The sequence below is a fragment of the Vibrio agarivorans genome, assembly GCF_030409635.1.
In the GTDB taxonomy this organism is placed as follows: Bacteria; Pseudomonadota; Gammaproteobacteria; order Enterobacterales; family Vibrionaceae; genus Vibrio; species Vibrio agarivorans.
This window is the reverse complement of sequence record NZ_JAUFQF010000001.1, coordinates 310,369-336,648: the sequence shown is the minus strand read 5'-3', so window position 1 is coordinate 336,648 and position 26,280 is coordinate 310,369. Positions and strand designations below refer to the sequence as shown.

The 26,280-nt window shown below is 44.2% G+C and carries 19 protein-coding genes; 7 read left to right on the top strand and 12 right to left on the bottom strand.

All coding sequences use genetic code 11. The annotated features are described in order from the left end of the window. Positions 1-74: 74 nt before the first annotated feature. Together QWZ05_RS01465 and QWZ05_RS01460 are read right to left on the bottom strand one after the other, a co-directional pair. Positions 75-2,933: a beta-galactosidase gene (locus QWZ05_RS01465; RefSeq protein ID WP_290296103.1), complete on the bottom strand. Its 2,859-nt coding sequence runs from the start codon at positions 2,931-2,933 to the stop codon at positions 75-77. Positions 2,934-3,019: 86 nt separating this feature from the next. Then, entirely contained in the window at positions 3,020-4,294 is a 1,275-nt protein-coding gene (locus QWZ05_RS01460; protein ID WP_264875644.1) for a carbohydrate porin, read from the bottom strand. Between the two features lie 393 nt (positions 4,295-4,687). Between QWZ05_RS01460 and QWZ05_RS01455 the strand changes: the two genes are divergently transcribed. From QWZ05_RS01455 to QWZ05_RS01445, 3 genes are all read left to right on the top strand, one after another. Continuing rightward, complete coding sequence (locus QWZ05_RS01455; RefSeq protein ID WP_290296102.1) at positions 4,688-5,770, top strand: glycoside hydrolase family 117 protein; 1,083 nt, start codon at positions 4,688-4,690, stop codon at positions 5,768-5,770. Between the two features lie 138 nt (positions 5,771-5,908). Next, positions 5,909-8,335, top strand: a complete 2,427-nt coding sequence (locus tag QWZ05_RS01450) for a glycoside hydrolase family 2 TIM barrel-domain containing protein (protein WP_290296101.1) — start codon at positions 5,909-5,911, stop codon at positions 8,333-8,335. A 274-nt stretch (positions 8,336-8,609) separates the two neighbouring features. After that, positions 8,610-9,980 (top strand): alanine/glycine:cation symporter family protein, encoded by a 1,371-nt coding sequence (locus QWZ05_RS01445; protein WP_264875647.1) that lies wholly within the window; start codon positions 8,610-8,612, stop codon positions 9,978-9,980. A gap of 81 nt (positions 9,981-10,061) precedes the next feature. Here the strand turns inward: QWZ05_RS01445 and QWZ05_RS01440 are convergent, their stop codons facing one another. From QWZ05_RS01440 to galM, 6 genes are all read right to left on the bottom strand, one after another. Continuing rightward, entirely contained in the window at positions 10,062-11,171 is a 1,110-nt protein-coding gene (locus tag QWZ05_RS01440) for an NADH:flavin oxidoreductase (RefSeq protein ID WP_264875648.1), read from the bottom strand. Between the two features lie 150 nt (positions 11,172-11,321). Further along, positions 11,322-11,744, bottom strand: coding sequence for a GNAT family N-acetyltransferase (locus tag QWZ05_RS01435; protein ID WP_290296097.1), 423 nt, complete (start codon positions 11,742-11,744; stop codon positions 11,322-11,324). A gap of 9 nt (positions 11,745-11,753) precedes the next feature. After that, a complete protein-coding gene (locus tag QWZ05_RS01430; protein WP_290297093.1) occupies positions 11,754-12,170 on the bottom strand; it encodes a GNAT family N-acetyltransferase in 417 nt (138 codons plus the stop codon). Positions 12,171-12,342: 172 nt separating this feature from the next. After that, positions 12,343-13,398 (bottom strand): alcohol dehydrogenase family protein, encoded by a 1,056-nt coding sequence (locus tag QWZ05_RS01425; protein ID WP_290296095.1) that lies wholly within the window; start codon positions 13,396-13,398, stop codon positions 12,343-12,345. Positions 13,399-13,406: 8 nt separating this feature from the next. Then, positions 13,407-13,934: a TetR/AcrR family transcriptional regulator gene (locus QWZ05_RS01420; RefSeq protein WP_290296093.1), complete on the bottom strand. Its 528-nt coding sequence runs from the start codon at positions 13,932-13,934 to the stop codon at positions 13,407-13,409. A gap of 171 nt (positions 13,935-14,105) precedes the next feature. Further along, positions 14,106-15,209 (bottom strand): galactose-1-epimerase, encoded by a 1,104-nt coding sequence (galM, locus tag QWZ05_RS01415; protein WP_373875520.1) that lies wholly within the window; start codon positions 15,207-15,209, stop codon positions 14,106-14,108. A 236-nt stretch (positions 15,210-15,445) separates the two neighbouring features. Between galM and QWZ05_RS01410 the strand changes: the two genes are divergently transcribed. After that, a complete protein-coding gene (locus QWZ05_RS01410; RefSeq protein ID WP_290296092.1) occupies positions 15,446-17,815 on the top strand; it encodes a glycoside hydrolase family 2 protein in 2,370 nt (789 codons plus the stop codon). A gap of 104 nt (positions 17,816-17,919) precedes the next feature. Here the strand turns inward: QWZ05_RS01410 and QWZ05_RS01405 are convergent, their stop codons facing one another. The 4 genes from QWZ05_RS01405 to QWZ05_RS01390 form a co-directional block, all read right to left on the bottom strand. Further along, positions 17,920-18,687, bottom strand: coding sequence for an IclR family transcriptional regulator (locus tag QWZ05_RS01405; RefSeq protein ID WP_290296090.1), 768 nt, complete (start codon positions 18,685-18,687; stop codon positions 17,920-17,922). Between the two features lie 123 nt (positions 18,688-18,810). Next, the gene (locus QWZ05_RS01400; protein ID WP_264875656.1) at positions 18,811-20,253 is read right to left on the bottom strand and encodes a 3,6-anhydro-alpha-L-galactose dehydrogenase; all 1,443 of its coding nucleotides are present in this window, start codon (positions 20,251-20,253) and stop codon (positions 18,811-18,813) included. 167 nt (positions 20,254-20,420) lie between these two features. Continuing rightward, a complete protein-coding gene (locus QWZ05_RS01395; RefSeq protein WP_264875657.1) occupies positions 20,421-21,176 on the bottom strand; it encodes an FCD domain-containing protein in 756 nt (251 codons plus the stop codon). Between the two features lie 475 nt (positions 21,177-21,651). Beyond that, a complete protein-coding gene (locus QWZ05_RS01390) occupies positions 21,652-22,743 on the bottom strand; it encodes an ABC transporter ATP-binding protein (RefSeq protein WP_290296087.1) in 1,092 nt (363 codons plus the stop codon). 303 nt (positions 22,744-23,046) lie between these two features. On the opposite strand from QWZ05_RS01390, the gene QWZ05_RS01385 reads away from it, so the two are divergent. The 3 genes from QWZ05_RS01385 (at position 23,047) to QWZ05_RS01375 (ending at position 26,133) form a co-directional block, all read left to right on the top strand. Next, positions 23,047-24,300 carry an ABC transporter substrate-binding protein gene (locus QWZ05_RS01385; protein WP_264875659.1) on the top strand — a complete coding sequence of 418 codons (1,254 nt, stop codon included), beginning with the start codon at positions 23,047-23,049 and terminating at the stop codon, positions 24,298-24,300. 67 nt (positions 24,301-24,367) lie between these two features. After that, positions 24,368-25,234, top strand: coding sequence for a carbohydrate ABC transporter permease (locus tag QWZ05_RS01380; RefSeq protein ID WP_264875660.1), 867 nt, complete (start codon positions 24,368-24,370; stop codon positions 25,232-25,234). Continuing rightward, positions 25,234-26,133, top strand: coding sequence for a carbohydrate ABC transporter permease (locus QWZ05_RS01375; protein ID WP_264875661.1), 900 nt, complete (start codon positions 25,234-25,236; stop codon positions 26,131-26,133). Before QWZ05_RS01380 ends, QWZ05_RS01375 begins: the two co-directional genes overlap by 1 nt. Positions 26,134-26,280 lie beyond the last annotated feature (147 nt).

Sequence of the window (26,280 nt, the reverse complement as noted above, 5' to 3'; positions counted from 1 at the left end):
TCATTTTCCTTAATGAAATTATCAGGCACGGAACGAACATCCGTGCCTATTTTCGACGTTATTTTCAGCAGTTATTATTGAAAGCGATTATTATAGAGGTTTGCGTTGAATTGCTTTGCCGCCTCAATCAATTCAACATAAGGTTCGTCAGCGATGGTAACAAAGCCAATGTTGTAGTTTTCACCATCCCAAGCTCGACCTGTCGCTGGCGAGTCAAGGTACTGGAACCAATGCGCACCAACAAAGTAAGGGTTGTCTACCACACTCTGCATGTAATTGGTGTACATTTTGGCACGCTCAGTTTGATTCGCTACGTTAACAATTCCGCCGTGGAACAGACCTGTATCTGTCGAGCCAAAATGGAACTCACCGATGATACTTGGCTTGTCTACCTCAGCTAGCCACTTTCTAAAGTGTGCTTTTTTCGAGTCGTTCAGGTCATTGGCGTAGAGGTTGTAACTCATGACATCCACATACTTTGCTGCACCTTTTGCAATTTCTGGTGTCACACCCCAATCAGCAAATCGAGCACCTAGATACATGTGATTTGGCAACACGCGCTCTAGCTCAGCATCTACTGTAGAGAAATACTTATCTGCCAGCATGGTTAACATGTCTGAGTAGTCACGCTTCATACCTGGCTTTAGGCTGCTGCGATAGTCGAACGACTTATCAAACTCTTCCCAAGAGTTGACTTGGGCCGTTCCCCACGCCTGATTTAGGGCATTGATCGTAGTGTATTTCTCTTTTAGATATGTTGAGAATGCCGCCTTCGCAGGGCTCTCTTTCGCGTCATAGCTTAGTGCGTTGACAATAAGACCATAATGGTTGGCTTCATTCAGCACATTACCCCAGCTGATCTCGTTGTCGACAAAGATACCCAATAGCCACGGGTCATCTTTCTCCACTTGTTTCGCGAGACCTTCTGCCATCTCTCTCGTGCTTTGCTTGAACTCCGGATCAAACGGGTCATGAATAGGACCCCAGTAGTCATTACCTGTGCTGATTCGCTTGTGTTCACCCATGATCCAACCGTGCGCTTCATAAGCAACGCGTTCGGTTCCGAAGAACATCGGATCAATCCAGTTACCCAACGTGGTAAAACCCCAATCTTGCATACGATCAAGCGTCACATCACGCCAAATCTCCATCGCTTCTTTCTGCGAAGTGTCGTATTTACGCATCAGGTTGGCACGATAGAAGCTGAACACCTCGCCTTTCTTCAATGCACCGGAGTGGACATAACCGGCGTAGTCATAGTTCACAGCAAGTTCATCGTCATACTCTGGTAGCCACGTGAACATCGATTCACGCAATGGTGATGCGATTTGACGCCCTTGCTTTGTCTCTGGATTGTCAAAATCGGCACCCGTAATGGTAACAGTGTCATCCATTCGAATATTAGCAAGACCTGTCATGAAGAACGGGTAGCCTTCTGGGTCAACTAACGTCCACTTGCCATCCAGCTTCTCGGTGCGGAAAAACCCTGTGGCCTCCATACGAGGACCTGCATTCCAGCCACCAAATTTACTGCGGTCAGACATCAGCTCGGCTTTGCCAAGATGCTCAAGCGCCGCTTTGCCTGAAGCACGTAGTTCTTCATCCTTGTGTACTTTCTCAGCCCAGTCACTGCCGGTAAACTGACCGTACTGATCGACTAAACCTTCGTAACGCGTCGTGTCAGCGTCAAGGTTTGGTACTAAGCGAATTGAGTCAACCACAATCGTGGCGTCTTTGGTTGGGTTTTGCAGATAAAGCTGAATTGAAACGATATTAGACAAATCTAAGCTGGTTTCACCCCAGCCGTAGCTAATGGCTTGTGCGCTATACGCTTTCTTAGGTGGCTCACTGCGCATGCCAGAAACAATATGGCCTTCTAGCTGACTTAGGCTCATGTAGTATGTGCTTGTCTCATTAGGTAGCAGCGTCACGTAGTTTGACATACTGTCTTTCACACCGTCAGCCGTGCCACCCCAGTTTTTGTTTTCCGCTTGGTCAACGCGAACAAACATCTGGATAGGATCATTGGTAGGGTTTTCAATATCAAAGGCGAGGTTAAAGTTACCCTCTTGAGACCAATCCCAAGGGCGGCTTGGCATAAAGGTGATATTTGGATAGGCGTTGTCTGCTTTGAATTTCACTTGAAGGCCAAGGCCACCATCTGATTTCACTTTTTCGATGGTCGTCGATACGCTGCGGTCTGATACAAAGTGCTTTTCACCAGATTCAAAGCTGGTGATTGATTTTAATGTCGGAATTGGCCCTGCTTCGACGACTTGTTCCTCAGCAGAGATAAAATCACCCGTTGCATCTACCAGTTGTAGGTTATCGAGAATAATGGTTTGCTCATCCATTGGCCCTTGAACAAACACCTGCAGCTCGGCCAGTTTACGCAAGTTAATGTTCTGACCATCCCAGTAACCAGCAAGACCACGCTTACCACCATTAAATAGCATCTCAACATTTTCGGTACTGTTGGCAGGAATTGTCACTGCATAGTTAAGCTGGTTGGTCGCCGCACCCATTTGGCCAACGTTATCAACGATCTTAAAGATAAACGTTACAGGCTTGTCACTTGGGTTTGTGACATCAACCTTTAAACTGCCCTTGTTATTCCAGTTCCACAATCCACCTTCGGGGAAGAACTTCACATTAGGCCAGTATTTAAATTTGTTTGCTTCTGAGACAGCATCAAACGTCACCTTCAAAGCAGAGTCACCTGAGGTAACACCAACGCCTGTTACTTTTTCAGATTTCGCGTGTGATGCTTGTACGTTATTAAAGAAACTATCCGATTCAAAATCAGGGATAGCAATGCTCGCTTGTTCCTCACTCTCTCCAGAAGTTTCCGGTTGAGATCCTGTCGTCGACTGACAACCATATGCGCCAAACAGCAAGCTCGATAGGATAAGTGCAATTTTTGTCTTGTTCATACTCGTTATTATCTTTATAAGTGTAGATATAAGTACTCCACGACCTAAGCCGTGGAGACACTGTTTAAATAATATTTACGTTAGGATTACCACCATGCTTCGAACTGCGCACCGAAAGTGACGGCATCTGATTTGCCCATGCTGATGGCACCATCCAGATCCCAACGGTCATAAGCTTTGGTTTCGACATTTTGCTCTGCATATGTAACGAAGAAACGGATTACTGGACGATCCCAGAAGCCGCCGCCAATGTGGAGGTTTTGAGCTAGCGTTACTTTATAGCCATCATTTTTACCATCTTCCGATGGATTAACGGCTTCAAAGTCGATCATTTCATAACCTACTTCTAGCTCTGTAGAAGTACGGGTATTCCAGTTTAATGTACCGCGGGCCACTAGAGCATCCCAATTAGACTCAAGGATTCTCATGCCAGTAGCATCACGCGCGTCTTGGTCGTATTTTGCTGTCTCGTGCTGCCAAATATAAGAAACTGCAAACTTGTCATTGAATGCGTGATAGCCTTCCCAAAAACCGCCAATTTGATGTTCAGGGAACGGTTCCCAACTACGTGTCATTGAACCAGAAGCATTATTTGAGTAGCGGATGAATAGCGTGTTGTATGTTGTCCAATCACCTAAACGGAATTTTGCTGCCAATTGGTAAGCATCTGACTTGTCTTTAAATTTATCTTCTGAGTCAGGTCCCATTGGCGTACCGTAGTTGGCATAAAGATTCATCGAAAGATCATCCATCAGCATGATGTCAGAAATCGATGAACTAAACGCGACCAATTCGCCTGCACCATCAGCTGGAGCCTCGTCGTATAGGTTACGCGAAACACCTAAGTGCAATTTACCGAAACCTAGGTCGAAGTTTTCCATACCAAAACCAGCACCGTCATTCGACATCGACTGAGAATCGGTTAAGAAAGTTTCAACTCGGTTAAAATAACGCTTACCAGCCCAAAACGTCGCGCTAGGGTTCGACGGGATAACACCAGAGCCTTGTACGAACAGTTCGTCAAGTGCCAATGCATCACCATAAACAATGTTCGATTTGATACCCCAGTTCATTCCATTTTGTTGGGCCCAACCATAAGATTGGTGAAGCTCTAGCCAGTTGGCTTCATTACCTAGACGACCACCTGATGAGTTTGTATAAGTATTTCCTGGCAAACGGAAGATGTTCATACCGTTATTTGCCCAGTCGTAGCCACCTGGATTTAATATGTCATCGTTAGTAATACCAATACCGCCTTTGGCATAACCATGAAAACCAAAGCCTTCTTCAATTGCGTGCGCAGAAAAAGCAAGTAAAAGACCAGAACACACTGCAGAGTACTTCAGGATTTTATGTTTCATCTTTTTTCCTTAAAGATTGAGTAGATGGTAATTGAAATTATGAAGCTGGTTTACCAATCAAGCTTCAATGTCACTATTATTACAAAATGGCAAACCAATAATCAGTGACAGGTTTAACAATTTACGATCAAAGATTAACCTAATCTGACATTCCAATTACCAATTTTAGTGATCCACGTCTAGTTTGTTGTTTATTTTCAATCACTTATAAATCGACGAGTAGTTTAAAATAAAAACATGGTTTACAGAATCATTGATGTTCTCAATGTTTAAAACTGTGTATCTCATCACCTTATTACCAAAGAGTGTTCATTTTGCAGACCAGTAAATAGACATAAATCTAAAATTGGTTTACCTTTATTCAAAATTTGTAGTTGTTTAGAGAGATACTTCATGAATTCACCAAAGAAAAAACTCAGCTTGGCGAGTTTGCGTGCTATCGAGCGTGGTTACGACAGTCGCGGCCCAGAATGGTTGATTGAATTTGATGTACAAGAGCTGAAAGGCGATTTTGCTTATCAAGAGGGCGTGATTCGCCGCGACCCTACTGCGGTAATCAAGGTGGATAATCTGTACCACTGTTGGTATACAAAAGGTGAAGGTGAAACCAAAGGCTTTACAGGTAACCCAGATGATAAAGTTTTCCCTTGGGATAAAACGGAAGTGTGGCATGCAACTTCTGTAGATGGCATCACCTGGAAAGAACAAGGCCCTGCCATTCAAGCTGGTAAACCAGGTGCCTATGACGACCGAGCGGTGTTCACTCCCGAAGTATTAGCCCACGAGGGTTGTTACTACCTTGTTTACCAAACTGTTCAATTTCCATACACTAACCGTCAATTTGAAGAAATTGCACTAGCTTGGTCAGATAGTCCATTTGGTCCATGGACTAAATCTAATGCTCCTATCCTAAGCCCTGAAAAAGATGGTGAATGGGATGGTGATGAGGACAACCGCTTCAATGTGAAATCAAAAGGCAGTTTTGATAGTCATAAAGTGCACGATCCGTGTTTGATGTTCTTCAATGACAAGTTTTACCTCTACTACAAAGGTGAAACTATGGGTGAAAACATGAATATGGGAGGCCGAGAAATCAAGCATGGTGTCGCTATCGCTGACAGCATTCTTGGCCCTTACGTCAAATCGGAATATAACCCTATCTCTAACTCTGGGCATGAAGTGGCGGTTTGGCACCACAACGGTGGCATCGCATCTTTGATCACTACTGATGGACCTGAAAAGAACACCATCCAGTGGGCTGAAGATGGTATCAACTTCGAGATTATGTCTCATATTAAAGGGGCACCAGAGGCACTCGGTATATTCCGCGATCCACAAGAAGATAGCTTCGAAGCACCAGGGTTAAACTGGGGTGTATGTCATAAGTATGACCCAAGCTGGAACTGGAATTACATCTGCCGTTACCGCGTAAAACGTCAGATTTTAGATGCGGGTACATTCCAAAATAGTAACTAGAAACACATATCCTCACTGGCTCAGCTCTTGAGCCAGTGATTCTCGACTCAACATAACCAAGTGACAAGCTCTCCTCTCCACTGCCCAGCCGGTCACTGGTGAACTCGCTAATAGCGACACAATACTAAGGATAGCTTGATGAATCCCTCCCCTAGACACGTCTGTCTGTTTAACGATAATTGGTCTTTTCAGCTCAATGAAAACAAACCAGATCATAATTGCTGGAGCCCAATTACCCTCCCACATGATTGGAGTATCCTACAGCCCTTCTCTTCGAAGCTTGATGGTGCGACAGGGTATCTACCTGGTGGTGTTGGATGGTACAAAAAGGCCTTTGTTTCACCTCTATCGCAAAAATTCACACGATGTGTCATTTTGTTTGACGGCATTTATAACAATGCAGAACTCTATTTAAATGGCAAATACCTCCACCAACAGCATTATGGTTACTCGCCATTTTACCTCGACATTACTGAGCATCTTAAAGAAGATAATGAACTGATTATCAAGGTAGATCGCCGTCGCTATGTCGACAGCCGCTGGTATGCTGGGTCCGGTATCTATCGTGATGTGACCATGATTCTTACGGGAGAAACTCACTCTCCGTTATGGTCAAACGTTCTAAAAGCTAACCTAAATAACAGCGCGCTAACCGCAGGTTCAATAGAACAGAGCCTCACGGTTTGTTCCCCTGCATCTACTCATCATCAACAAGGTAGGCTAGTTACACAGGTTATCGACTTGCAAACTCTAAAAGTGGCGGCTGAAAATCGAGTCGACTTTACGCCATCTTCAAACACTCAAGTCACACTCAATATAGAGATAACAAATCCAACATTGTGGTCACCCAATACGCCTAACTTGTATCGTGTCGTTAGCAAAGTTTACCTTGATAGCATTTGGGTCGAAGAGCTCAAAGAACAGATCGGATTTAGAACTCTCGAGTTCACAGCAAATCAAGGTTTCTTCTTGAATGCTCAGCCAACAAAAATCAAAGGGGTCTGTCTGCACCATGATGGAGGGCTTGTCGGTGCAGCCGTGCCTGATGAGATCTGGATAAGGCGTCTTAACAAACTCAAAGAGTGTGGCGTCAACGCGATTCGCATTGCACACAATCCTGCATCGAAACGTTTTCTTACGCTGTGTGATGAATTGGGCTTCTTGGTTCAAGATGAGTTCTTTGATGAATGGGACAACCCCAAAGACAAACGACTCAATATGAATGAGCAACACGATGATTTTATCAGCCGAGGTTACACGGAATATTTCGAGCAGCATGCCGAACAAGACCTAACAAATACACTGCGCAGCCATATTAACCATCCCTGCATTTTTATGTGGAGTATTGGTAACGAGATTGAGTGGACCTACCCGCGTAACGTCGAAGCTACTGGTTTTTTTGATGCTAAATGGGATGGAAACTATTTTTGGAACCTCCCCCCTCATAGCCCTGAGAAAATTGCTCATTTACTAGAATCACTACCCAATGAAGGGGCCGATATTGGTGTCACTGCCAACAAACTGTCCAAGTGGGTTAAAGCGCTCGACATGACACGTCCCGTGACGGCTAATTGTATCTTACCGTCAGCCAGCTATCTCTCTGGTTATGCCGATGCCTTGGATGTCATTGGCTTTAGCTATCGACGTGTTGTCTATGACTATGGGCACGAACACTACCCTCACCTACCTATTATTGGCAACGAAAACCTACCACAATGGCATGAATGGAAGGCGGTACTGGAAAGGCCACACGTTGCTGGGCTGTTCTTATGGACAGGCATAAACTACATGGGAGAATCTCACGGAAAGTGGCCTGTTCGCACCACGGATAGTGGGCTCCTCGATTCCGCTGGTTTTACCAAACCAAGCTATGCCTTGTTCCGCTCTTTATGGAACGATGAACCCTTTGTTCAAGGCTTTACCATCCCAGCAAATGAGACAGACTTGTTGCTCAACAAACGCACTTTCGAGGCCTCTGAAAAAGATGAGCATGCTTGGAAAACTAAACTTTGGGTTTGGGACAAGCGCAATACCCACTGGAACTACATGGAAAATGAGTGGATCGTCATTGAGGCTTATAGTAATTGTGAAGAAGTTGAGCTCTCGATCAGCGGTTTGAGCTTTGGGCGACAAGCACTAGATGACCAGCAAGATCGCGTGTTCCGTTGGGTCGTTCCTTTTGAGCATGGCGTACTAACACTTACAGGGTTCAACCAAGGGCAACCGTCCACACAACACGCGATTCATACCACTGAACCTGCCAGCACAATTCAAATAAAGGATGAAACAAAAGCGCAAAACGCAGATTATCGACAGTTGGTTATCCAACTAAAAGATCGAGTCAGTCGTGATGTTACCCACCAAGAGTATGAGTTAAGGTTTGAGGTAACAGGTTGCAATTGGATTGGCTGTGACAACGGGCATGAAGCCAATATAACGCCCCATACAGATACAACGATACAGACCTACCAAGGCAAAGCACTAGCTATTGTTAAACGCAACTCAGGTAACGAGGGAGCAGTAAAGATAACGTCGCCATTGGGCACTGACACGTACGTTATTTAATACTCGTTCCTCATTCATTGTACTCTTATCACTTGCACACTATTGATTCATCATTTAGCACCAATAGTGTGCAACCAAACTCACTAATAATGTAAATTTAGTGAAATCCTATCAAATTGACTCCCTCATTCCTGTAACAGATCACACCCCATTAACAATCGACTATGATTTAACCACCCAGATCGCATATCCTTGTTTTTGATATGGTTTATGGAATGCAAAATGCATTAATACCAAGGAATTCATTACTTTAATCTAGCTGTAGGGAAACAGAATGGAATTACTAAATCAATTGGTCGGTATGATCAATGGCATTGTTTGGGGCGTGCCAATGCTGGTTCTAATACTCGGTGTTGGGATCTTTTTGAGTATCGGACTCAAATTCATGCCGCTTTTCAACATTCCAAAAGCATTTAAGTTGCTTTGGGGAAGCCGAGACCAACTTAAAGATAAAGGGGAGATCCCCCCTTTCCAAGCACTGATGACCGCGATGTCTGCCACTGTCGGTACAGGTAATATCGCTGGTGTTGCCACTGCGGTATTCATTGGTGGCCCAGGTGCACTATTTTGGATGTGGATCACTGCACTATTTGGGTTAGCGACAAAGTATGCGGAAGCGGTACTTGCGGTAAAATATCGCGAAAAAGATGCCAAAGGACGCTACCTTGGCGGCCCGATGTACTACATCAAAAACGGCATGGGTGAAAAATGGGCTTGGCTAGGCACCTTATTCGCTATCTTCGGTACGTTTGCTTGCTTCGGGATTGGTAATGGTGTGCAGTCAAACTCAATTGCTCAAGTACTCGAATCCAATTTCTCTTTCTCTCCTTTAGTTGTCGGCCTAATTACCATGGTACTGGCTGGTGCAGTTATCATTGGTGGTCTAAAACGTATCGGGGCATTTGCTGGTGCGCTAGTGCCTGTTATGGCTATCGCATATGTAGTTTGTGGCGTGATCATTCTCGGATCTAACGCTTCAGCTTTACCGGGTGCATTTGCACTTGTCATCGAGCAAGCGTTCTCACCGACGTCCGCTCAAGGTGGCTTCGCTGGTGCAACTGTCTGGATGGCAATTCGCTTCGGTGTTGCACGTGGTGTTTTCTCGAATGAAGCGGGTTTAGGCTCTGCTCCTATAGCTCATGCGAGCGCACAAACCAATGACCCAGTTCGTCAGGGCTTAATTGCAATGCTGGGTACTTTCCTCGATACACTGGTTATTTGTACCATCACCGGTATGGTTATCATTGTATCTGGCCAGTGGACATCAGGGGCAGATGGTGCGGCATTAACTTCAGCGGCGTTTGGTCAGGTCATTCCAGGTGTAGGTAACTATATCGTCGCGATCAGCTTGAGTGTATTCGCGTTTACAACGATTGTTGGTTGGTCAGTCTACGGTGAGCGCTGTGCGAGTTACTTGTTCGGTAATAAAGCGATTCTACCATTCCGAGTCATTTTCGTTCTTGCGCTACCGATTGGTGCAACGATGGAGTTGAGCTTTGTTTGGCTACTTAGTGATACATTAAACGCTATGATGGCGATTCCAAACCTCATTGCGCTTGCGGTCTTAAGCCCAGTTGTGTTCGCTTTAACTAAGTCTTACTTCTCCAAAGAGAAGAAAGGTGAACCGACCGTCCAAGCTAAGTAGCTAAGTAGCTAAGTAGCTAAGTAGAAACTTATCTCCTAATTAAAAAAGGCCATCAATGGCCTTTTTTAATGGTCAAAAACGCTATTTGACGGCTACTTTCTTGCGCTTTTTGAACACAACACAAAAGTTTCCGCGTTTGGTGCGACACTTTGAGCAACGCTCACAATCAACTGGTGCTAGATCGCCTTCTCCCCAACGCTTTACTAACATAGGTTCCGCAAGCAGCGGTCTCGATAATGCGAAGAACTGGATATTGGTTCTCTGGGCAATCTCTTCAATAGCTGTCACATCGTTCAAGCCCCCAACAGTAATCACAGGGATAGCAACATCACGACTGATCACATCACCATACTCGTGAAAATACCCTTCGGCTTGCAACGTATGACCATCATGTTGCTCTCCAACCATGTTATTTGCGTTGCCATGAATGTTGCCTGAAACAATAATTGCATCCACTCCAACCGTCTCTAGTGCTTTACACACCTTTCTTGTCTCTTCAAAGGTCAATCCACCCTCAAAAAATTCGGTCGCGGTAAGTTTCACCAAAATCGGAAATTCTGAGCCGACGAGCTCACGCGTTTTATGATAAATCTCCATTAAAAAGCGCATGCGGTTTTCAAGGCTACCACCGTATTCATCATCACGACGGTTATAATACGGGCTCAAAAACTGATTAATCAGATAGGTGTGTGCGGCATGAATCTCGACACCGTCGAAACCTGATTTTTTCGCACGCAGACTCGCTTGAGCAAAGGCATCAACAATATAGTCAATATCCTCTTTGGTCATCGCTTTACCTTGCGTACCCGTACCACGCTCAGCGACATCGCTAGGGGCAAAAATAACTCGTTCTCCAACGTTATAGGTAGTTTTAGTACCGCCATAAGCAATCTGCATGACAATCTTTGAGTCATACTGATGAACAAGTTGAGTCAGCTTCGAGTAGTTCTCAATGAAAGAGTCATCATATATGCCCATCATGCCAGCGTTTGGTTTTTCTTCTTTCACGATATTGGCATAACCCGTCACGATCAAACCGACCTCACCTTGAGCAAGCTCTCGATAAATATCATAGAGTTTGTTGGTCATGTGACCGTCTTCTGTCGCCATGTTTTCCCATGTTGCACTGCGAACAAAGCGGTTTTTCAATGACACTTTTCCGATACGAGCGGGAGAAAATAGAGTGCTCAAAAAGACTTCCTCTTAAAGGGGCTAAAAAACAAAAAGGAACAGCGATCATCACCGATTGCTGTTCCCTTTCCAAAATTCATTATCAAATCTAACGAAGGCGTCGGACTTTACTGTGAATAGTGCACAAATTCTTTAATCTAGATTAACAAATCACGCGTAAACGTCAGGATTCCAAATTTGCATAAAGTTTTCTGTATGCGAAAGTGGTTCAAACCCATATTGTGCATACAGACCATGCGCATCATGAGTTGCAAGTACAATCCGCCTTAAACCTTGCAAATCTGGATGTGAAATGATCACTTCCACCAGCCATTTGCTCAACCCTTTGCCTCGATGCTCACTGAGAATAAAGACATCAGACAAATAGGCGAACGTGGCTCGGTCCGTAATCAAACGGGCAAATCCAACTTGCTCACCCCTTGCATCATAAACTCCAAAGCACAAGGAATGTTTGACTGACTTTTCTACACGCTCCCGAGGAATCCCTTTTGCCCAATAACTGTCAGAAATAAAATCAAACACAACGTCCAAATTGAGCTCGTTGTTATCTGTCGAGATACGATATCCCTGCATAATTACTCCCTATATTTCACTATTTGATGACTTATTAAAGGAGTACATCCGGACTTCATCTCGAGGAAACCAGCCTAGTTTTTCATAGAGCCGTTGAGCGCCTATATTCTCATTGACAACAAACAAATGCGTCTTTTCAATACCGATGGCAGACAGCGCCGCTACAGCGCTATCAATCAAACTAGCGCCTATCCCTTCACCGCGCATGGATTCCTTTACCGCTAAGTGCTGCACATAGCCTCGACGGCCATCCGTTCCAACCAAAATTGCGCCAATGATCTCCTGACTAGTTTCTGCAACAAAACTCAAACCAGAGTTATGGCTAAGATATTTGTCAATGTTGGCTAACGAATCCGCCTCTCGCAAAAGCATCGCATCAGTGCCTTGCCAAAGCTGAATAACTTGAGGGTAATCTGAAATATCCATCACTCTGATTATACTCACTTTTCCTTCCTTGAAATTGAATAATCAAAGCCACAATATAACCAAATTTAAGTCGCAATACTTGCGAAAAATCTAGTTAAAAAGCCTTTGCTGCAAATATAACAACAAAGGCTCTATTTAATATCGTTTTATTATTTGATCGTACTGTAAATTATTAGCAAGACGCCACAGTTAACACAATTTTTCCCACATGGGATTTCTTCTCAAACGCCGTCTGTGCCTGTGCAATATTTTCTAGTGGATAAGTCTCGGCAACTAACGGCTTAATCTGTCCAGATTCAATACGTTTAACAAGATTGCCAAACACTTCAGGCTCTAAGAAAGTACAGCCAAAGAAGCTTAAGTCCTTTAGATACAAAGTACGGACATCTAACTCAACCATCGGGCCAGCAATTGCCCCAGAGACCGCGTAGCGACCTTTGCGGTTTAGCACATTGAGCAGATCGGGCCATGAAGGGCCTGCTACTAAATCGATCACAACGGTAACGCTGTTAGCGCCCAGCGCCTCAACCACATTCTGCGAGCGCTCTAGAACCTCGTCAGCACCTAAATTTAGTAGCTGATCTTTTTTGTTCGCACTGGTCACTGCAATCACTTTTGCGCCACGCGCTTTGGCTAACTGAACGGCTGCCGAGCCGACCCCACCCGAAGCACCAGTGACTAGAACCGTATCCATCTCATTGACTTGAGCGCGAGTCAGCATGTTTTCTGCTGTCGAGTACGAGCAAGGGAATGAGGCCAACTCGACGTCTGTCATTGAAGTATTCACATGGTGAACATACTGCGATTGAGCCTTTGTATACTCAGCAAACCCGCCATCGCACTCTGAGCCATAATAGGCAGGTGTGTCGAGTTTTTTGCCCTCCACTTCAAAGATACAAGGTTCAATAATCACACGCTCGCCTATACGAGCACTATCCACTCCTTCACCCACAGCAACGATATGGCCACAAACGTCTGCACCTTGAATGCGTGGAAGCTTGAGGGCCGAGCCCGACCAACTTGCATCTTCGCTGCTATTGTCGTTTTTTGAGTACCAACCTATACGTGTATTGATATCGGTATTATTGACACCAGCTGCAGAGACCTTAATAAGCACCTCTCCTGGTTTAAGTTTTGGTACTTCTATTTGGTCATTTATTTGCAGCATCTCTGGGCCACCATGACCAACCAATTGAACGCCAGTCATCTTAGATGGAATAGAACTCATTTTATATCTCACTTCATTAACATTTTTAGCGTGGATTTTGCGGAATCAATCGATTCATGCCCCAATAGCGGCCATGAGGTTGATACCCCTTCATGCAATAGGAAAATCGCCGTACCTAACTCATCAGAGCCTGCAAGACGTGAAAGAAGGTCACGAACCTCTTTTTTATGCGTATCGACCGTCGTTATGATTTGCGAATTTTCAGGAAAGGCTGAAATCGCATTCATCGACATACAGCCTGTTGGTGCGTAATCCTCCATCCAATTGGCCAACTTGTCGAACACCGATAACAGCGCAGCCTCTCGGCAATTAGGTGCTATTTGATGATTGGGTAGCTCATACCCAAGCAACGTAAGGTATCTATGATGACGGTGCTCTAGCGCCCCCACGATCATCTCTTCTTTTGAGGGAAAATACTTGTAGAGTGTACGTAGGCTCACACTGCACGCCTTTTTCAACTGTGCAACGCTGGGTTCAGCAAAGCCGAGTTGACTAAAAGCAACTTCAAGCTCTCCAGCGATCTGTTCTTGTAACATTATAAGACTCAACAGGTAGAATGATTGTTCTACATACAGAGTAGAACAATCATTCTACCTTGGCAATAGTATTCTCACGCATCACGTTAACTACCAAAATACAGCGAGCACAAAAAAGCCTGCTAAACAGCAGGCTTAATTAAACTCAAATCTGTAATAATCGTTAGTTAGCTACCACTCAAGTTGATACACCGTTTTGTGTTGATATGTCGCCCCAGCTTTCAATAAAGGGTTGCGGATTTTCCATTGAGGTTGATTCGGGGTATCTGGGAAATATTGCGTTTCTAACGCAACGCCATCGTTATTTTTATACGACTTATCGTAGCCATGAATACCGGCTAGGAAGTTGCCTGTATAACACTGCATACCGGGCTTAGTGGTTTTCACGTGCATTTTTAGATCGCGCTCTGGAGCAGTCAATGTCGCCACTATACTTTCTGCGTCGCAATCCTTTTGGCTAAACACGAAACAATGGTCATAACCGCTAGCAATAGCTTGGTCACTATCTGACATAAAATCGCGTGCTATCTCTTTTTCATTTTGAAAGTCAAAGCTTGTCCCTACCGCGGGCTTTAGCTCCCCAGTCGGAATTAACGTTTCACTGATAGGCAGGAAATGCTTTGCCTTGACCTTTAAATGATGCTTCAGCGCAATGCCATCTTCTGATGATTCACTTAAGTTGAAGTAGGCATGATTAGTTAGATTGACTGGGCAATCTTTATCACAGGTGGCTTCATAACGGATCTCTAGCGCATTATCTTGGGTTAACTCATAACGCACTTTAACATCCATATTACCTGGGTAGCCTTGCTCACCATCTTCCGAGTGCAAGAAGAAGGTAACGCTGGAATGAGTTTGCTCAATGATCGTCCAACGTTTCTTATCAAAACCAAGCTCGCCACCATGCAGTGAGTTTTTTCCGTTATTGATCGGCAGTTGATACTCTCTCCCATCAATTGAGAACTGACCTTTAGCGATACGATTAGCGAAGCGGCCAACCGTCGCGCCTAGATAGGCTTCTTGTTCAAGATAAGCGTCCATATCATTCGCGCGGATTAGTAACTCTCTATCTTTACCCATCACTGGTGCACAAAAGCTTAACCATGTAGCGCCAATGTCCATCAACGTTGCGGTTACGCCGTTACTATTACGCAAATGAACTAAAATGGCTTGCTCACCATCAGTGTAACGCGTTCCACACATTGTATTCTCTAACTGTTCTAAGCGCTGCTCTGTCCCGATTACGTTTGTTTGCGCCATCACCAACTCACTCATATAAACCTCGTTATTCTTAGCATTTATTGGAGTCTAGCAGCCGTTATTCAGGCTATCCGTGATCTAAATCCGATAATGTAAACGTTACCACATATCATTCGTCGACTTGTGTGTCATTTCCTATTGGCTAAACCATCATGAGATCCAACTCATAATTCATCAACCAATATGTTGATTTTGATTGACCAATGGAAACAGATATAAATATAGTATTCATATACAAACAAGGAGTCATTATGAGTCGCATAGAGTTAGACCTGAGTGGTCACCGCTGGCAAATGGAGCGCATGCGTCCAGGCCAAGGCGTTATCGAAGAGTTACATCTATTACCTGCCGAATATCAGGGAACACATTTCAGTTGGAACTTCGCTAAGGTACCCGGTGATGTGTATTCCGACCTGCATCGAGCCAATGAAATTGATGATCCTTATTTCGGGCGTAACATGCACAGAGCTAAGTGGGCTGCTGAATATGAATGGTGGTACTGTCGTCGATTTGCGCTACCAAAAGAGATGCAAGGCAAGACTATTTCAATTCTCTTTGAGGGCGTTGATTACAGTTGTGAAGTCTGGTTGAACGGTCATTATCTTGGTTCGCATGAAGGAATGTTCTCTCAGTTTGAATTCGATATCACTAAAGCGGCCAATTTTGCTGATTGGCGTGATGGTTCAAATATGTTGATGGTGAAGCTTAATCCACCACCTAAAAACTACCGTAATTGTGGTGGTAAGAAGGTTAACTTCTCCGGTGACTACTTTTCTGGCCTCGTACCTTTTGGCATCTGGCGACCAGTAAAAATCATTGCGACCAATAACGTTAAAATCGATACACTTCGTAGTGATGTCCAAGTACAACATGATGACTGCGCAACACTGACAGTTAACGCGGAGCTAAACAGTAACAACGACTCAGAAAAACCTGTCACACTCACCGCTTTACTAACGCCGAAAAATTGCGAGGGTCAGAGTTATAGTTACGAAGCCAATGTCGTGCTACAACCGGGGAGATCTGACGTCGAGTTCACCATTCAAGCTGATAACGCTAACTTATGGTGGCCATGGGATATGGGCAACCCTAATTTGTATACTCTAAATGTTTCCCTACATGATGAACAAGGTAGCCTCGACAGCCAAAGCGAAACAATAGGGCTGCGCGAAGTTAAAATGGACTTTAACCCCGGTTATACTCGTGATGAAGCTGAATACCCTTGGACATTCTTGATTAATGGCAAGCGCCATTTCTTAAGGTCAGCGTGCTGGGGTGGTCAACCCTCTTTCCTTTATGGTCAAAATAGTGATGAGAAATATCAACATCGTCTTGCGATGGTTAAAGAGGCAAACATCAATAACCTGCGTATCTTTGGCTGGCATCCGCCTGAGCTCCCCGAGTTCTATCGTCTATGTGACGAGTTAGGCATTACTGTGTGGACGAACTTTACTCTTGCGACACAGGCCTACCCGAGTGACGAAGCCTTCATTAACGGCGTGCTCCATGAGTGTCGTGAGACTGTCAAACAACGACGTAACCATGCATCTAATATATTTTGGATGGGTGGAGAAGAAGTCTTCTTCTCCGGAGCGCATGAAGAGAGTGGTAACAAAGCACTTATGGAAAAAATCGGGGAGTGTGTCGCCGAACTCACCAACGTGCCTTATGGGCTTGCCTCGCCGTTAAGCTCAGAATCTGCGCAAAATATGGGCTTTAAAGCACACGAGTCTATCCATGCTAATGAGCACTATTATCAAGGTGGTGCGGAATTTATGGAAGAGTACTACCCTGCCCTTGATTGTTGCATTATTCCAGAACTGACGGCTGCATCTGCGCCTTCCGTTGAGAGCTTACGTAACTTCATCCCAGAGAATGAGCTGTGGCCAATGGGCCCAAGCTGGGCATACCACTGGGCAGATATTGATATCCTCAAAAACCTTAACTTTGAAGTGTTTGACGATTACAAAATGGGGTCGTTAGAAGAGTTTGTTGAGGCAACACAGATTGCTCAGGGGACGGTTATTCAATTTGCACTAGAAACCTATCGTCGACGTAAACCAAAAATGAGTGGCGCTGCACTTTGTCACTTCATCACTCATGTACCGGACATCAAGTGGGGTGTAGTCGACTTCTATGGCAAGAAAAAGATAAGCTTTGACTATCTTAAGCGCACTTATCAGCCTTTGCTTCCAAGTCTTGAGTTCAGTAAACGCCGCTGGAACGCTGGTTCACAATTTAGCGCTCAGTTATGGGCTGTGAATGACTATCAGCGCGACATAAATAACCTAAGCCTCCAATGGAAGATTTGTACTGCAGAGCACGAAGTAGCGGCATCAGGTCAGGAAACGGTCGATAGCCTAGCTGATTCGAGTATCGAAGTAGGCTCAATATCTTGGCTCATTCCTCAAGGTCTCGAGGGAACATTTATTGTTAATCTCGCACTTACTGATCAATCTGGCTCAGTGTTAGCTGACAATGAGTACACATTACTTATCGGCGACCAAGCCAGGGCAAAAGAGCAAAGTCTCGCTTATTTAGCTGAAGCGAAAGCCCGCCTAGAAAAACATGGACACTGTGTATATCGATATTGGCCTGAAATGTGGGATAGCAAAGACTAGCCTCTATGTAAGTGTTGAATAGTTTCTACTGTTTCTGTTTAGCACTGACCAATTAATATACTGCCCTCTTAATGAGGGCATTGTTTTCTCTTAGGGCAAAGGACCTACAAACCCAGCTGAAGTGTGATTTTCTCAGCGGTCAGCTGTAGTTGTGAAATTAAATCTTGCTCATTCATTGAATCGAATTGAGGTGAGTTAAGTACCGACATCGTCAAAGCAGCAATAACAGAACCGTCGGGCTTACCAATGAGTGCCGATTTTTCACGAATTCCCTCAATAAATGGACTCGAGCCATCGAGAACAGAGGTCTCTCTGATCGTATTCAGTTCCTCTAGAGTCGAATAACGTTCGTCTGGTGAAAAACGCTGAAAACTGTCATCTCGCTCGAGAATCATTTCTCGAACGTCATCATTACTATTCGCCAACAGCACACGGCCTGGACAGGAAGATAGCGTCGGGATCAATGTGCCTTCAGCCATACGCACTGATACCGGGCTATGGCTAGCTGCATGGATCACCACCATGGTTTGGCTTTTATAGAGCATACTCAAGTAACAAGAATAGCCGGTTAAAAAAGCTAAATCTTCCATATGTGGAAGTGCGCACTGACGAACTTTATCAACAGGATCAATTCTTCTAGAAAGGTGATATAAACGCAGTGAAACACGGTACTTCCCTGAGACATCATCACGAACTAAATATCCACGGTGCTCAAGGCCAACTAAGACTCGATATATTTCATTCGCACTGCGTTGCAGGGCCACGGCAATCTCGGCCTGAGAGCGTGGCGTATCTTGAGTGGCCAAATACTCCAGAATATCGAGGCCCTTGTCGAGTGCAGGTACAGCGTATTTTGTTGATTCCGCTTTCATTACTTAATCCTAAACACCGTTTAGTTTGCTAAATAAGCTATTTTGTGTGTTTATCTAAAATAAAAAAAGAGGCAAAGAAAACTTTGCCCCAAGAAAGGATTTGGAAATTGATATCGGTAAGAATTAACCGAAGTTAACGTAGAACGTTTTCTTCTCTAGGTATTGCTCAAACCCGTACTTGCCATCTTCACCACCGGTACCACTGAGTTTGTAACCATTGTGGAAACCTTGGTGCTGTTCACCGTGACCACGGTTAACATAGATTTCGCCGCACTCAAGTTCGTGAGTCAATCGATGTACGTACTTCATATTTTGAGTACAAATCATCGTTGCTAGACCATATTCACTGTCGTTCGCATAACCAATCACTTCCTCAAATGTATCAAACTTAATTACAGGAAGGATTGGACCAAATGCTTCTTCATGAACAATCGTCATTGATTGTTCAACATCACCGAGAATTGTTGGCTCGAACCAGAAGCCTTTGTCAAACTCTCCACCTGTGATGCGTTTACCGCCGTGCAGGAGTTTTGCACCTTCGTTCAATGCCTGTGCAACCAACTCTTCCATGTGGTCAAGCTCGCGTTTGTTTACTTTTGGCCCCATATCCGACTCAGGGTCCATCGGGTTGCCGACTTTGATCGCTTGCACTTTCTCCATAAAGATCGCCATGAACTCATCATAGACGCTGCTGTGTACATACATGCGTTCGTTACAAGTACATACCTGACCACAGTTATCAAAGCGTGAATGAAGGGCTGCAGCTGCTGCTTGCTCTAAGTCTGCATCTTCCATAACAATGAATGGCGCTTTACCACCTAATTCAAGTTGTACGTGAGCCATATTATTTGCAGATGCTTTAATGATTTGCTGACCGACTGGTGTTGAACCTGTCATTGTTACCATATTGGTATCAACGTGACCTGTTAGCGCCCCACCTAGGCTCGCACCACCACCAGTTACGATATTTAGAACACCAGCAGGGATACCCACTTTTTCAGCAAGGTAGCCAAGCTCAAGTGTTGCCAACGGAGTTTCAGACGTTGGTTTTACCACAATTGCGTTACCGGCAACCAATGCAGGCCCAATCTTGCGGCCTGCTAGAGCGAATGGGAAGTTCCAAGCAGTGATAGCAACAACTACACCTCTTGGGATCTTCTGAATCCAGATGTGTTCGTTTTCGTTGTCAGACTGAACAATATCCCCGTCCATCTGACGAGCCCAATCACACGCATACTCAATAAACGACGCTGCAACATCAACTTCACCCAACGCAACGCGATGCAGTTTACCTTGCTCACTAACAAGTAACTCGGCAAGATACTCGCGGTTGTTACGGATTTCCTGAGCAAACTTTCTTAGCAGTTCTGCACGTTGTCGAGCTGGCACGCGCTTCCATTCAGCTTGAGCACGTTTAGCCACACTTAAAACGTAGTCAGCATCTGCTTGGTCGCCGTCTTGAATCTCTGCAATCACTTCCTCGGTTGACGGGTTGATAACCTGATCTACTTTGCCATTGGCGGCGTCGATCCATTGACCATCAACATACATTTGGTAACGTTTCATAGCTCTTCCTACTCTTAACTAGTAATGCCTGCCTAACTGGGCAGCCAAAATATCAATTGGTTTACCACATTCTAACCACCAATCGACCAATTTAGTGTGCGCTAAATCTAATTTTCATTCTTTGTCATCACTAAACGGAACGATTTGCTTAAATACCAAGCGCTAGGCTAAATCTCTTGTGCAAAGAACAAATCGTCAAGCTCAGCCGTTGCGCCTTCTGTACTGGCAAGCTTCATTAACTCCTGTCGACTGTGTTCAATATGATGCCATACCGCCATTTTGGCTTCTTCTGCTGAACGCTTTTGAAGTGCCATTAATATACGCTTATGATCTTCTAACCAGGCAGTTTTTAACGCTGTTTCATGAAGGTACTTATGGTTTAGCTCTCGCCATAAAGGATTTTGAATGCGAACCGAACTCCACATTTGAGTCGCTTGATTGATAAGCACTCTATTTTGCGTCGACTCTGCGATCATATGATGAAACTTTTGGTCTAGTTCTTCAAACTTCGCACTGTCTCCATTGATCTCACTCTCTTGTTGAGCAAGCACTTTCTTGAGATCTTGAAGTTCGTTGAATTTAATTTGTGTGGCAGCAAAAGCAGCAATGTTGCTCTCAATAACTTGACGGGCTTGAAGGAGTTCAAATGGGCCTATATCGCTTTTCGGTGTTAGGAGTGACTGTCGACTTTTGTCTGGAGAGTCAATAAAGTAAATGCCCGCGCCTTGCTTTACATCGACCAAGCCTTTCAGCTCTAGCATGATAATCGCTTCACGAATAGTTGCACGGCTTGTCTCGAATCGATCGCTTAGCTCCCTTTCTGAGGGTAATCTCTCTCCAGCTTTAAACACGCCCGAATATAGCAAATCTTCAATTTGTGTCCCTACGTCAAAATATCTTCTTCTATTTCCTAGTTCAGCCATAACTCTAATCGCCCTAAATTCATCGCTACTGGTCAACAAGTGGTTTCAGTATCAACGCTCAATTTTTCTTATTATCCGGTTGATATAAGGTCAAAGTGACACATTTATTGCGAAACAACCAGAAAAACCCTTACTTTAGGGGTAATAATAAGACAAATGTCAAACAAAGGTAAACCCATTTTGTGTATTCTTTTAATTTATGGTTGACCAATGGCGTGCAAAGGTTTATCTTTCCTACGACAGCGAAAAATGTTCTCTCGAATCAGTAGTTAGAGAACTTTGTAGCAGGTAAGTACATTGGGGGTACAATCTGCATTTTGCCCTGAACTTGAGGTTCAGGGCTTTCTTTTGTCTATAGTATTCACATCCCCTCCACGATTAGCCTCTATCTCCATTTTCTAATAATGAAAAAGGCCGGAGCGTCAGCCCCAGCCTCAGTTAACCTTCAGCAATGTAACCGTTAACGATATTCTCGCTAGTTACTAATACAGATACCGCTCTCATCAAATACATGACAATCTGACGCAGCGAAATACAGATCAATGTTATCGAAAGCCTGCACTTCTTTATCACCTGGGTGATGAACAATAAAGCCTTCCTGCTGCGCAAACTGACCAAACAAGTAAGTACTATTACCGAGCCTCTCAACAACTTCACTCGCGAAACGAATGGAAATATTGCCCTTTTCTTCATCTACATGAATGTGTTCCGGGCGAATACCGACTTTTACGTTGTCCCCTACTTTGACATCAGACATTTTTGTCATTGGGATTGAGACGATTTGCTCATCATCCAAACGAATATCTAGATACTCTTTGTCAGTGCCAGTCACCTCTGCGTTAATAAAGTTCATCTTCGGTGAGCCAATAAAGCCAGCCACAAACATATTAATAGGTTTGTTATAGAGATCGAGCGGTGAACCTACCTGCTCTATACGACCATCCCTTAACACAACAATCTTATCTGCAAGTGTCATCGCTTCTACCTGATCGTGCGTCACATAGATCATCGTTGTGTCAATCTCTTGGTGCAGGCGTGCAATCTGTAAACGCATTTCCACACGCAGTTCAGCATCAAGGTTTGACAGTGGCTCATCAAATAAGAAAGCACTAGGATTTCGTACAATTGCGCGACCAATCGCAACACGCTGACGCTGACCACCCGATAGCTCTTTAGGACGACGTTTTAATAACGGCTCAAGCTGCAACGTTTTCGCCGCGAGTAACACTTGTTTGTTTACTTGGTCTTTCGAAACACCATTCATCTTCAAACCAAAGCCCATGTTCTCTTCCACAGTCATATGTGGATAAAGCGCATAGGATTGGAATACCATTGAAATACCGCGGTCTGCTGGCTCGACATCATTAACCATATTACCGTCGATGAAAATCTCACCGTCAGAAATAGTCTCTAAGCCTGCAATCAAGCGCAATAGCGTAGACTTACCACAGCCTGATGGACCAACAAAAACAACGAACTCTCCGTGATCTATTTCTAAATCAACGCCATGAATTGTCTGTACTTTTCCAAAACGTTTTTTGACGTTTGATAGTTTAATATCTGCCATTTTTTGAGCCTTAAATTCTGAACACATCAACTTATCAACCAAAATAACCTAAAAAAGCCACACTGGTTAACATGTTTTTCGTATTTAGTCAGTTATTGTGATTCAATTCATAAATATGCTCATAAGTCGACCATGACACCCACCTAATACGTCTAATTTGAAGCCAGTCACATATTACTTATCAACCAATTGTTAGTCTTAGTACCAGTTTTGGTATGCCAATTAATTTTCAATGGCAAATAACAAAGATGTTCGGTGAGGCTCACCCTACGCCTACATCGAGTACCATAAAGGAAGGTAACAATGAAACTAACGAAACTTGCAGCTATTACTGCTCTAACACTCTCGGCGTCTGGATTCGCAGCAGACAAAGTCGAGTTGGAAGTCGCCAGTTGGAAAGGCGCTGGAGCAGAGGTTGCAAACTTTCCTGTTCTTATTGAAAAGTTTGAGCAGCAGTATCCAGATATTAAAGTGCGTCTTAACTATATGGCGCGTAACGACATGGTCACTAGCATTCCAGCACGCTTCCAAGCAGGCAGCCCACCGGATGTAATAATGGTTGACCGTGAATTCATTACACACTGGGGCGGTGCTGGTCAGTTAATGGAAATTGGTGATCAAGCATTTGTTGAGCGTATTCAACCAGGTCTTCAATCCCACTTAGGCTTAGACGATGATGTTTACTATGCAATGCTTCAAGTTTCTGGCATGGGTATCTATGTTAATGATGACTTAATGGATAAAGCAGGTGTCACCAAATATCCAGAGACGATTGCAGAGTTTACTGCGACATGTGAGCAACTAAATAGTAAAGGCATCACACCGACACTACTTGCAGGTAATAACGGTGCATGGACACCTTATATCTTCTTCTTAGCGTTAGGCCTAGCTGATGGTGATGTTCCTAGCCAAGACCGTTTAGCGCAGTTCAACGAAGGTAAAATCAAGTTCTCTGAAGATCAATCAATGAAGAATGCATTTGAAGCATTCCGCCAAATGATTGATGCTAAATGTTTTGATCCTAAGATCAGTGCAGGTACTGACCCATGGTCTGTTGCACTTACAACCTTCCAATCTGGTCGTATCGCAATGCTTCCACAAGGTTTATGGAACATCAATCCATTCATGAAAGACTCTCTACCAGAGAATTTCTCATTGAAACCTTTCCCATCCATCAACGGTGATAAAGGTATCACTCTTGATTACTTAGGCCCAGGTTGGGCAATTCCAAAAGATGCGAAACAAGTTGATGCGGCGAAAAAATGGATCGACTTCTGGACCTACGATGAGAACTTGAAACTGTTCTTAGAAGCTGACACAGCAATGACCACGCTTGCTGGCGGTACTTCAGGTCTACCTATGAATATTGCAAAAGATTATGTTGAAGCGCGTGATGCGATGCAATACGTAACGTTCCCTGTGGGTGCGCTGCCTGTTGAAGTGACTCGTGATATGACCAATGACATCACTTCATTCATGTTAAACCCTAGCCAAGACTACAATGAGATTCTTGAACGCTGGGATGCACTTGTCGCTCGCGACATCGCAAAACGTTAATTGCTTGTTTGGCAGCTACACCTTGTAGCTGCCGTCTTTGCCCATGGGCTAATTGAGGGTTGTAGTTATGAAAGTCGATAAAAGGTTATATTTCCTTATCCCGGCTCTATTTTTGTATCTCATGTTCACTATCTATCCAGTGTTCAAAGGGATCTCATTGTCGATGACAGAGTACGCTGGTGTTGGTGAAGCAACATGGGTTGGTTTAGATAATTATCGAGAGATATTCTCTGATCAGCGCTACGTTCAAGTGCTGAAAAATACATTGGTATACGGTGTTGTCGTTGTCGTATTCCAAAACGGATTAGGTTTAATTTTTGCTGCCATCCTAAATAGCATTCCTGCTGTACGTGATGCACTGCGTACTGCCTTACTGGTTCCTTCAATGCTGTCGCTAGTGATTGCAGGTTATGTATGGCAATACCTCTACGCACCTATGGGGGGAGGTTTGAATGAACTTCTTGCTTCATTTGGTATGGGTAGCATGCAACAAATTTGGCTAGGTGACTCTTCGATTGCACTCTTCTCTGTTGCCGCAGTGCACGTATGGATGTTCGTAGGCTATTCGACCGCGATTTTTCTAGCCGGCTATGCTGGTATCTCTACCGAAGTGAAAGACGCGGCACGTGTGGATGGTGTTTCACCGATTAAGTCTTTCTTCCACATTGATATTCCACTGCTCGCGCCGGCGATCACCGTCAACATCACACTGGCGACGATCGGTACACTTAAATCATTCGAATTCCCGTTCATCATGACTGGGGGTGGCCCAGATTACGCGACGATGACACTAGGTCTTAAGATCTTCCAACTCATCTTCCAAGACTTTAAGTATGGCTCTGCAGCAGCTCTGTCAGTAGTCATGATTGTACTGGTTGCTCTGATTACGATTATTCAGAACAGTTACCTACGAGCTCGTGAGGACCGTATCTAATGAGTAGTATTACATCAAATAAACTGCCAACAATGGCCGAAGAGCAGCCCGCAGCGAAGCGCACTAGTAAGCTTCTCTCACCGCGCAATGTAAAACAAGGTTTGTTGATTTCATTGATGTTCGTTGTCACGTTCATCATTCTATCTCCGGTTTTCTACATGGTGTTCATGTCATTCAGAAGCCGCCGTGAAATCATGCTTGATCCACTTGCGCTACCAACTGAATTACATTTCTCCAACTATGTGAATGTCATCGCTGACATGAACTACTTTGGCACTGTGCTGAACACGATTGGTATTACTGTAGCGACCATTTTTGCCGTTGCGATTATTTCTTCACTCGCGGCTTACCCGTTAGCTAGAATCCGTAGCCGAGTGAGTAATATTGCCTACATTTTCTTTATGCTAGGTATGGTTATTCCGCCGTTTGCTGCTCTAACGCCACTTTACCTTTTCATTCGTGATTTAGGTCTACTGGATACTTACTTCGGTCTGATTTTGGTTTACACAGTGGGTCACTTACCACTAGGCGTGTTCTTCTACACCAGTTTCATGAAAGCTATACCGAAAGAACTTGAAGAAGCTGCAACACTTGATGGAGCAACATTCTTAAAGACTTACTGGTACATCATCTTCCCGATGCTTAAGCCAATTACAGGTACATTAGCGATCTTTATCACTTTAGGTGTTTGGAATGATGTGGTTAACCCACTACTCTTCATCACAACGGAAAGCAAGTTAACCATTATGCCAGCCGTGCTGCGCTTCTTAGGAACCTATTCTGTTGACCCAACACAGTTGTTCCCAGCGGCAGTGCTTGCATCACTTCCACTTCTTGTTGTGTTCTTTACATTATCGAAGCAGATTGTAAATGGTATGACAGCAGGTGCTGTGAAATAACCCAACAGAGCAAGGCATTCGTGCCTTGCTCACTTTTTAGGAGACAACACACTCATAGATCTCGATTGAGCTACACCCAATAATAATTATGTTTTTAGTAGTACATTGCGCCCTGCGCTATTTGAATATTTTGTAAAGACTATCAAG